This window comes from Pseudomonas sp. HMWF006 (genome assembly GCF_003061205.1).
GTDB classification, from domain to species: Bacteria; Pseudomonadota; Gammaproteobacteria; order Pseudomonadales; family Pseudomonadaceae; genus Aquipseudomonas; species Aquipseudomonas monsensis.
The window spans coordinates 1-9,563 of sequence record NZ_QAIU01000653.1 but is presented as its reverse complement, the minus strand read 5'-3'; the positions used below and the strand labels follow the sequence as shown (position 1 = coordinate 9,563).

The window sequence follows — 9,563 nt, the reverse complement described above, 5'->3', positions numbered from 1 at the left end:
CGCCGCCGACCACAACAGCGCGCCGACGGTGAAGAAGATGTTCATGCCGTCCGCGACCCACGGCAACCAGCCCGCAAGGAAGTGGTAACGCTGACCGCGGGTCAGCTCGGTGTCCTTGCCGCGCAACAGGCTGCCGGTGTGGCGTTTGATGATCTGGATCGCGCCGTAAGCCCAGCGGAAACGCTGTTTCTTGAAGTCGATGAAGGTATCCGGCATCAGGCCCTTGCCGTAACTGTCGTGGTAATACGCCGCCGACAGGCCTTTTTCGAACACGCGCAGACCCAGTTCGGCGTCTTCACAGATGCACCAGTCGGCCCAGCCCAGTTCTTCCAGAACCGAGCGGCGGGTCATGGTCATGGTGCCGTGCTGGATGATCGCATCACGGTCGTTGCGGGTGACCATGCCGATGTGGAAGAAGCCTTTGTATTCGGCGTAGCAGAGCTTCTTGAAGGTGCTTTCGTTCTGGTCGCGGTAATCCTGCGGCGACTGCACCACGGCGATTTTCGGATCGGCGAAGTGCGGCACCATGTGCTTGAGCCAGTTCGGGTGCACGCAGTAGTCGGAGTCGATCACCGCGATCACTTCGGCGTCCTTGGCGGTGTGCGGAATCAGGTAGTTCAGCGCGCCGCCCTTGAACCCGGCCAAGGGCGAGACGTGGAAGAACTTGAAGCGCGGCCCCAGGGTTTCACAGTAGTCGCGCACCGGCTCCCAGACCGCGGGGTCTTTGGTGTTGTTGTCGATGATCAGGACTTCATAGTCCGGATAATCGAGGGCAGCCAAGGCATCGAGGGTCTGTTTGACCATGTCTGGCGGCTCGTTGTAGCAGGGCACGTGAATCGAGACTTTCGGTCGATAGTCCGAATCACCGATCACCGGCAGGAATTCGCGTCGCCGCTTGTGAATCCACACTGCTTCGGCCAGTTCATGGGCCTCGGTGAGCAGCACGATAAATACCCCGAGCGCACCCAGCGCCAAGAGGAAACCCACGGTCAGACTGAACCAGGTGCTGTATTGCTGGCTGTAGTCGTAGCCGATCCACACCAGCACCGAACCGCAGAGAAACGCGATAAAGGTCAGGAAGGTACGGCCGCGCTGACGCAGGGCCGAACCGTCGATCATCAGCAGGGTCAGCGACAGCAGCGCCAGCACCACCGAACCGATGGCCAGTACGCGCCATTGCGGGATCGCCACTACCGGGCCCTCGAAGTTGAACTTCTGCTGACGCGCGGCGTTGAATACGCCCCAGTAGGCGCCCACCGAACCTTCGTCACTGGCCTTCCACGGCTGGTCGAAGGCTTCGATCACGAAGTAGTTGAAGCCCTGACGGTTAAGTTTGTTGACCAGCGTGCGCAGGTAAATCGCCTGATCCGCCGGCGACGCATCGGCGCCACCGCGCATGCGACCGTTGCTCGGCCAGCCGACCTCGGACAGCAGCAGCGGTTTTTTCGGGAACAGCTTTTTCAGGTCGCGGGCGCGGTCGAAGACGAACTGCCCGGCCTTGTCCACGGGAATGAATTCCCAGTAGGGCAGGACGTGCGCCGCGATCAGGTCGACGTGCTTGGCCAGTTCCGGATGTTCTTCCCAGACGTGCCATTGCTCGGAGGTGGTCACCGGCACCTTGACGGCCGCCCGCACGCGATCAAGCAGCACGCTCAGTTGTTCGGCGGTGATTTCCTTGCGGAAGATCGCTTCGTTGCCGACCACCACGCGAACCACGCTGCGCGAAGTGTTCGCCAGTTCGATGGCACGCTGGATTTCCCGCTCGTTGCGTTCCTGGTCAGGGCTGATCCAGATCCCCAGCGTCACGCGCAGACCGAATTCTTCCGCCAGTTTCGGGATGTCCTGCAGCGAACCGTCGACCGAGTAGATGCGGATGTTGTCCGTCAGCTTGCTCATGATCTCCAGGTCGCGGCGCATTTCATCGTCAGTCGGATACTGATCCTTCTGTGGGAATTGTCCCTGTTGGAATGGCGAATAGGAGAAACCGGAAATCTGCTCCGGCCAGTTGGGCGCGGAGACCGGGCGGTTGATCAGCGCCCAGAAACCGGTGAACAGGGCGGCGATTGCCAGAACCACCACCAGGTTGAGACCAAATTTACGCGATGACATAGCTATTTCGGGTTCCAAAGGCTGTGGAACGAAGGAACGGATCGGCTTACGCCAAAAGGGCGCGAATCCTACACCGGCACTCCACTAGTCGTACACCAGACAAGGAAATGCCGGATATTGGGCATCCGACTTTGACTTAAGTTCTTACACTTTTAGCTCGAAGGTTAAAACTTGTCGCTGCGTAGCCCTATAATGCGCGCCGGTTTTTGGGGTAATGGTCATGAGTACAGAAGATCCACGGTTTGCAGGCATCGCCCGTTTGTATGGCATCGAGGGTCTCGAGCGCCTGCGCGCGGCCCATGTGGCGATCGTTGGCGTCGGTGGCGTCGGCTCCTGGGCGGCGGAAGCCATGGCCCGCTGTGGTGTCGGCGAGATTTCGCTGTTCGACCTCGACGACGTCTGCGTCAGCAACGCCAACCGGCAGTTGCATGCGCTGGACAGCACCGTTGGCAAACCCAAGGTCGAAGTGATGGCCGAGCGCCTGCGCGGGATCAACCCGGACTGCACGGTGCACGCCGTGGCCGATTTCGTCACCCGCGAGACCATGGCCGAATACATCACGCCGAACATTGACTGCGTGATCGACTGCATCGACGCGGTCAACGCCAAGGCTGCGCTGATTGCCTGGTGCAAGCGGCGCAAGATCCAGATCATCACCACCGGCGGTGCGGGCGGGCAGATTGATCCGACGTTGATTCAGGTGTGCGACCTGAACCGTACGTTCAACGATCCACTGGCTTCAAAAGTGCGTTCGACCTTGCGTCGCGACTACGGCTTCTCGCGCACCGTGACCCGCCATTACAGCGTGCCGTGCGTGTTTTCCACCGAACAGCTGCGCTATCCGAAACCGGACGGCAGTATCTGTTTGCAGAAGAGTTTTGTCGGCGATGGCGTGAAGCTCGACTGCGCCGGCGGGTTTGGCGCGGTGATGATGGTGACGGCGACATTCGGCATGGTCGCGGCGACCAAGGCGGTGGACAAGATTGTGGCGGGTGTCCGGCGCCCGGCGGATCGGCTCAAGCCTCAGGTTTGATGTCGGGGCTTATGGCCTCATCGCTGGCAAGCCAGCTCCCACAGGTATTTGGTTGGTTCACTGCATTTGTGAAGACCATAGAACCCTGTGGCAGCTGGCTTGCCAGCGATGGCGATTAACCTGCCAACTCATTCATCCGCTGCAGTACGGCATTGAGACCATTACTGCGCGAAGGCGAGAGTTGCCGCGAAAGCCCCAGTTCGTTGAACCAGTCCGGCAGATCCACTTGCTGCAATTCAGCAGCGCTCAGACCATTGACCCGCAACAGCAACAACGCCACCAACCCGCGAATCATCCGCGCATCACTACTTGCCGAAAACTGCCAGTGGCCGTCATTCAGCGAGCCCAGCAACCACACCTGGCTTTCACAACCATGCACGCGGTTGGCGTCGTTTTTTTCTGCATCGTCCAGCGGTGGCAGGCGATCGCCAAACTGCATCAGCAACCGCGCACGCTGTTCCCAACCGGCGGCATTCTGAAAAGTGTGCAGCGCTTCGGCAGCGGCGGGCGGCAGACTCATCGCAACAACTCCAGCGCCTGATCCAGCGCTTCGAAGAAGCGTTCCAGATCCTCGGAATCGTTGTACAACGCCAGCGAAACACGAATCGCCCCGGCCAGCTCCAGGCTTTTCAGCAACGGCATGGCGCAGTGATGCCCGGCGCGCACGGCAATGCCTTGCTCGGTCAGCAGGTGCGCCAGATCGGCGTTGTGCACGCCTTCGACGACAAAACTGGCCAACGCCAGTTGCGGCTTGCCCAGCAGGCGGATGCCTTTGCGAGCGTGCAGGCCCTTGAGCAGATAGTCATGCAGCGCCGCTTCGTGCGCGGACACTGCGTCCTGGTCCAGGCCGGCCAGGTAGTCGAGGGTCGCACCGAGGCCGATCACGCTGGCGATCGGCGGCGTACCCGCCTCGAAACCCAGCGGAGCAGGGCGAAAACGTGAATCGTGATAATTGGCTTCCAGCACCATTTCGCCGCCGAACTGCCAGGGCTTCAGTTGCTCAAGCGCCTTGTTGCGCCCGAACAGCACGCCGAGGCCATCGGGGCCGTACAGCTTGTGGCTGGAAAACACATAGAAGTCACAACCCAGCGCCTGCACGTCGTGGCGACCGTGCACCACACCTTGCGCGCCATCGACCACGGTCAGGGCGTTCTGTGCCTTGGCCATGCCCAATAGCGCTGGCAATGGCTGCCAGGCACCGAGCACATTGGATAACTGACTGACCGCCAGCAAACGTGTACGCGGGCCGATCAGATGCACGGCGGCCGTGAGGTCGATCAAACCGGCGTCATCCAGCGGCAGGATCACCAGTTTCAGGTCGCGCCGCTGCGCCAGTTGCTGCCACGGCAGCAGGTTGGCGTGATGCTCCAGGGCGCTGATGACAATTTCATCGCCCGGGTGGAAAAGATGTTCCAGGCCATAGGCCAGGAGATTCAGCGCACTGGTGGCGCCGTGAGTGAAGATGATCTGCCCGCTGTCACCGGCATTCAGCCACTGGGCCACCTTGAGCCGACTGTCTTCGAACGCCTGCGTCGCGTGAGCGCCGGGCAGGTGCTGCGCACGATGCACATTGGCCGCGCCGTTGGCGTAGTAATGCGTCAGTGCGTCAAGCAGGGCTTGCGGTTTTTGCGTGGTGGCGGCGTTGTCCAGATAGGTCTGGTCTTGCCGTTGCAGGGCGGCGATGGCCGGAAAGTCGGCGCGCCAGGGGGAGGGAATCATCATTTGTTCAGCCCTGTGAACTTGGGCGGGATGTACACAAGACACTGTGGGAGCGAGCCTGCTCGCGAAGGCGTTCTTGAATACGCCAAAAGCTTCGCGAGCAAGCTTGCTCCCACAGGAGGTCGATGTGCTGCTTAGTTGTGAGCGTGCAGCGCTTCGTTCAGCTCGATTGCCGATTTGTGGGTTTTGCACTCCACGGCGCCGGTTTCCGAGTTGCGACGGAACAGCAGGTCAGTCTGACCGGCCAGTTCACGCGCCTTCACCACCTTGACCAGGTTGTTGTGCTCGTCCAGCAGTGCCACCTTGGTGCCGGCGGTCACGTACAGGCCCGACTCGACGGTGTTGCGGTCGCCCAACGGGATACCGATACCGGCGTTGGCACCGATCAGGCAGCCTTCGCCGACCTTGATCACGATGTTGCCGCCACCCGACAGGGTGCCCATGGTCGAGCAGCCGCCGCCCAGATCCGAGCCCTTGCCGACGAACACGCCAGCGGACACGCGGCCTTCGATCATGCCCGGGCCTTCGGTGCCGGCGTTGAAGTTGATGAAGCCTTCGTGCATCACGGTGGTGCCTTCGCCCACGTAGGCACCCAGACGCAGACGCGCAGCGTCAGCGATGCGCACGCCGGCCGGAACCACGTAGTCGGTCATTTTCGGGAACTTGTCCACCGAGAACACTTCCAGCAGCTCGCCGCGCAGGCGGGCTTCGAGTTGCATCTCGGCCAGTTCGCTCAGGTCGATCGCGCCCTGGCTGGTCCAGGCCACGTTCGGCAGCAGCGGGAAGATCCCGGCCAGGCTCACGCCGTGCGGCTTGACCAGACGGTGGGACAGCAGGTGCAGCTTGAGGTAGGCCTCAGGTGTCGAGGTAAGCTGTGCGTCTTCGGCCAGCAGGGTGGCGACCAGCGGCTTGTGGCTCTCGGCCAGACGGGTCAGCAGCTTGCCTTGCACGGCGTCGATGCTTTTGACCGCTTCGGCCAGTTGCGCAGCCTGCGCGGTGGTGAAGGCGATGGCCTGGTTGCCTTCGGTGTAGCCGAGGATCGGCGCAACAGCGGCGACCAGTTCGGCCGACGGGTTGAGCAGTGGCTGGGCGTAAAACACTTCCAGCCACGCGCCTTGACGGTTCTGAGTGCCGACACCAAAGGCGATGCTGAACAGGGATTTGGACATGTGAATACCTCTAGCAATAAGTGACGGGCTGCTTACTGGAGTGCAGCCGCGTAGATGTCTGGCTTGAAGCCAATCAGGGTTCGGTCACCGAGATCGAGCACCGGGCGCTTGATCATCGAGGGTTGAGCGAGCATCAGTTCGATGGCTTTCGACTGGTCGAGATCGGCTTTACGTTCGTCGTCGAGTTTGCGAAAGGTCGTGCCTGCACGGTTCAACACCGTTTGCCAGCCGTGCTCGTCACACCATTGAGTCAGGTGCTCACGGTCGATACCGGCGGTTTTGTAATCATGAAAGTCGTAGCTGACAGCGTGTTCATCGAGCCAGGTGCGCGCCTTCTTCATGGTGTCGCAGGCTTTGATGCCGAAAAGGTGCAACGTTTTACTTGAAACGGTCAAGGAATCGCCCCCTTTACAGGTGCTGGAGAAAAATGGTGTCGGATTATGCCATGACCAAACCGGTTCGCGGCGCCTCAGGTCGATTTGGCAATGCAAAACCCTGTGGGAGCGAGCTTGCTCGCGAAGGGGCCGTGTCAGTCAAAATCTCTGTTAATGACACACCGTATTCGCGAGCAAGCTCGCTCCCACATTGGTGCGGCGTGTACGCGTGCGACATAGGTGCAAACGCCAGACGCATCCTAAGCGGCTAATATGGCAGTTCAACGCTGTCGATCGTCTGAGATTTCCGCTTTATGCAAACCGCTTATACCGTCCTGATCCTGCTGATGCTGGTCAGCGTCTCGCGGCTGGTCGGACGGGTCATCCCGCTGCCGCTTCCTCTGGTGCAAATCGCCGCTGGCGCCTTGCTCGCCTGGCCGACCCTCGGTCTGCACGTGGCCCTTGATCCCGAATTGTTCCTGTTTCTATTCCTGCCACCGTTGCTGTTTTCCGATGGCTGGCGCATGCCCAAGCGCGAGTTCTGGCAGTTGCGCGGGCCGATTCTGACCCTGGCGGTCGGACTCGTTCTGTTCACCGTGGTCGGAGCGGGTTACTTCATTCATTGGCTGCTGCCGACGATTCCGCTGCCGGTGGCTTTCGCCCTGGCCGCCGTGCTGTCGCCGACGGATGCGGTGGCCGTCTCGGCGATTTCGCAGAACCGCTTGCCGACGCCACTGATGCACATGTTGCAGGGCGAGGCGCTGATGAACGACGCGTCAGGCCTGGTGACATTCAAGTTCGCCCTCGCTGCCGCAGTGACCGGAGTATTTTCGCTGGCCAATGCCAGTCTGACGTTTGTACTGGTGGCGGTTGGTGGTCTGGCGGTGGGCGTCGCGCTGAGCTGGCTGGTCGGGCGCTTGCGTGCGTGGATGATCGCTCGCGGCTGGGATGATCCGGCCACCCACGTGGTGTTCATGTTACTGCTGCCTTTCGCGGCGTATGTGCTGGCCGAGCGGTTGGGCGCTTCCGGCATTCTTTCGGCGGTGGCGGCGGGGATGATGCAGAGCTGGCTCGATCTGTTGCCACGCCAGACCAGCACCCGCTTGCTCAATCGCAGCGTCTGGTCATTGCTGGAGTTTGCCTTCAATGGTTTGATCTTCCTGCTGCTCGGCCTGCAATTGCCGGACATCATCAAAGCCGTGGTCAGCCACGAGCCGACGTTGTGGCCGACGTTGCTCTATCGCTGTCTCGACGTGGTGGCGATTTTCCTCGCGCTGGTGTTGCTGCGGTTTATCTGGGTGCAGAGCATCTGGCGCTTGTCGGTGTTGCTGCGGCGTTTGCGCGGCAAGGGCGAGCTGACGCAAGTGCCGACCGCGCGCTCCTGCTGGCTGTTGACTGTCGGTGGGGTGCGCGGAGCGGTGACGCTGGCCGGTGTGATGTCGGTGCCGATGCTGATGGGTAGCGAGGCGTTCCCCGAGCGTGACCTGCTGATCTTCATCGCCGCCGGGGTAATTCTGCTGTCGCTGATCTCGGCATGTATCGCGCTGCCACTGTTGCTGCGCGGTATCGAAAAAAGCCCGGATGACAAGCGCCGTCAGGAAGTGCGCGATGCCTGGCGCAAGACTGCCGAGGCGGCGATCCATGCGCTGGAAACCGAAGAGGTCGCCCCGCAGGACGCCGCTCAGGCGGCACTCTCGGCGGAACTGAAAGCGCGGATCATGTCCGAGTATCGCCATCAACTTGAGGTCTTCAACGATTCCGCCGAAGCCCAGGCGCTGGCGTTTCAGATGGATCTGCTGGAGCGCCGGCTGCGTTTGAAGGCCCTACGGGCGCAGCGCCTCGAACTGTATAGCCTCAGTCGGCAGCATCAGATTGGCGATGACGTGTTGCGGGAGGTCTTGGGTGAGCTGGATTTGAGTGAGGCGAATCTGGGACAGGTCAAATAGCCTGCGGAGTTGCCCGCGCCAGAGCGTCTGGCGCGGGCAATCGGATGTTTACTTGTGCCGTGTGATGAAGGCGCGAATACGTTCCGCCGCTTCGACGCATTCAGCCAGTGGCGCAACCAGTGCCATGCGCACGCGACCGGCACCCGGGTTGACACCATCTACATCGCGGGACAGGTAGGAGCCGGGCACCACGGTCACGTGTTCTTCAGCAAACAGCTCCCGGCAAAACGCCGCGTCATCACCTTGCACGTTTGGCCACAGGTAGAAACTGCCATCCGGACGCTGCACATCCATCACCGGGCTGAGGATTGCCAGGACCGCGTCGAACTTCTCGCGGTACAGCGCACGGTTGGCGCGCACGTGCACTTCGTCGTTCCACGCGGCCACGCTGGCCAGTTGCGTTTGCACCGGCATCGCACAGCCGTGGTAGGTGCGATACAGCAGGAAGCCCTTGAGGATGTCGGCATCACCCGCGACGAAACCGGAGCGCAGGCCCGGCAGGTTGGAGCGCTTGGACAGGCTGTGGAACACCACGCAGCGTTTGAAATCCTTGCGGCCCAATTCAACGCAGGCAGTCAGCAGGCCCGGCGGTGGCGTCTGTTCGTCGAAGTACAGTTCGCTGTAGCACTCGTCGGCGGCGATGACGAAGTCGTATTCGTCGGCCAGGGCGATCAGTTTTTTCAGCACATCGACCGGAATCAGTGCGCCGGTCGGGTTGCCCGGCGAGCACAGGAACAGGATCTGGCAGCGTTTCCAGATCTCTGGCGATACCGCGTCGAAGTCCGGGTTGAAGCCATTCTCGTCCAGGCATGGCAGGTAGTGCGGCTTGGCGCCGGCGAGAAACGCCGCGCCCTCGTAGATCTGATAGAACGGGTTCGGGCTGACCACCAGGGCGTCATCGCCACGGTTGACCACGGTCTGGGTGAAGGCGAACAACGCTTCACGGGTACCGTTGACCGGCAGCACATTACGCGCCGGGTCAATCCAGCCGCTCGGCACGCCGAAACGACGCTCGCACCAGCCAGCGATGGCTTCGCGCAGGGCCGGGATGCCGAGGGTGGTCGGGTATACCGCCATCTGATCCAGACTGTTGGCCAGCGCTTCGGCGACAAAACTTGGCGAGCGATGTTTCGGCTCGCCGATCGACAGAGCGATCGGGCGTTTGTCCGGATTTGGCGTTACGCTGCCGAGCAGGGCGCGGAGCTTTTCGAAC

General features: G+C 61.4%; 8 protein-coding genes. 2 read left to right on the top strand and 6 right to left on the bottom strand.

Annotation, left to right across the window (positions count from 1 at the left end):
* A partial coding sequence (locus DBR24_RS30185) for a glycosyltransferase (RefSeq protein ID WP_256592006.1) occupies positions 1-2,109 on the bottom strand: 2,109 nt, incomplete at its 3' end.
* Between the two features lie 220 nt (positions 2,110-2,329).
* On the opposite strand from DBR24_RS30185, the gene tcdA reads away from it, so the two are divergent.
* Positions 2,330-3,142 carry a tRNA cyclic N6-threonylcarbamoyladenosine(37) synthase TcdA gene (gene tcdA / locus DBR24_RS30180; protein WP_371921385.1) on the top strand — a complete coding sequence of 271 codons (813 nt, stop codon included), beginning with the start codon at positions 2,330-2,332 and terminating at the stop codon, positions 3,140-3,142.
* A gap of 115 nt (positions 3,143-3,257) precedes the next feature.
* On the opposite strand, the gene DBR24_RS30175 is transcribed toward tcdA, so the two are convergent.
* The 4 genes from DBR24_RS30175 to DBR24_RS30160 all read right to left on the bottom strand — a co-directional run bounded on the left by DBR24_RS30175 (position 3,258) and on the right by DBR24_RS30160 (position 6,425).
* Complete coding sequence (locus tag DBR24_RS30175) at positions 3,258-3,662, bottom strand: SufE family protein (protein ID WP_128616512.1); 405 nt, start codon at positions 3,660-3,662, stop codon at positions 3,258-3,260.
* Positions 3,659-4,864, bottom strand: a complete 1,206-nt coding sequence (locus DBR24_RS30170) for an aminotransferase class V-fold PLP-dependent enzyme (RefSeq protein WP_128616511.1) — start codon at positions 4,862-4,864, stop codon at positions 3,659-3,661. The genes DBR24_RS30175 and DBR24_RS30170 overlap by 4 nt, the downstream gene beginning before the upstream one ends.
* A gap of 131 nt (positions 4,865-4,995) precedes the next feature.
* Entirely contained in the window at positions 4,996-6,030 is a 1,035-nt protein-coding gene (gene dapD, locus DBR24_RS30165; RefSeq protein WP_128616510.1) for a 2,3,4,5-tetrahydropyridine-2,6-dicarboxylate N-succinyltransferase, read from the bottom strand.
* A gap of 32 nt (positions 6,031-6,062) precedes the next feature.
* On the bottom strand, positions 6,063-6,425 hold the full coding sequence (locus DBR24_RS30160; protein WP_123465070.1) for an ArsC family reductase: 363 nt from the start codon (positions 6,423-6,425) through the stop codon (positions 6,063-6,065).
* 293 nt (positions 6,426-6,718) lie between these two features.
* Between DBR24_RS30160 and DBR24_RS30155 the strand changes: the two genes are divergently transcribed.
* Positions 6,719-8,350 carry a Na+/H+ antiporter gene (locus DBR24_RS30155; protein WP_128616509.1) on the top strand — a complete coding sequence of 544 codons (1,632 nt, stop codon included), beginning with the start codon at positions 6,719-6,721 and terminating at the stop codon, positions 8,348-8,350.
* Positions 8,351-8,398: 48 nt separating this feature from the next.
* Here the strand turns inward: DBR24_RS30155 and dapC are convergent.
* On the bottom strand, positions 8,399-9,563 hold a 1,165-nt coding region (gene dapC, locus DBR24_RS30150), incomplete at its 5' end, for a succinyldiaminopimelate transaminase (RefSeq protein ID WP_128616508.1).

What these genes read in the sequence shown, in the direction of transcription:
- DBR24_RS30175 (WP_128616512.1), bottom strand. Translation starts at nt 3,662, where the DNA reads ATGAGTCTGCCGCCCGCCGCTGCCGAAGCGCTGCACACTTTTCAGAAT.
- tcdA (WP_371921385.1), top strand. Translation starts at nt 2,330, where the DNA reads ATGAGTACAGAAGATCCACGGTTTGCAGGCATCGCCCGTTTGTATGGC.
- DBR24_RS30170 (WP_128616511.1), bottom strand. Translation starts at nt 4,864, where the DNA reads ATGATGATTCCCTCCCCCTGGCGCGCCGACTTTCCGGCCATCGCCGCC.
- dapD (WP_128616510.1), bottom strand. Translation starts at nt 6,030, where the DNA reads ATGTCCAAATCCCTGTTCAGCATCGCCTTTGGTGTCGGCACTCAGAAC.
- DBR24_RS30155 (WP_128616509.1), top strand. Translation starts at nt 6,719, where the DNA reads ATGCAAACCGCTTATACCGTCCTGATCCTGCTGATGCTGGTCAGCGTC.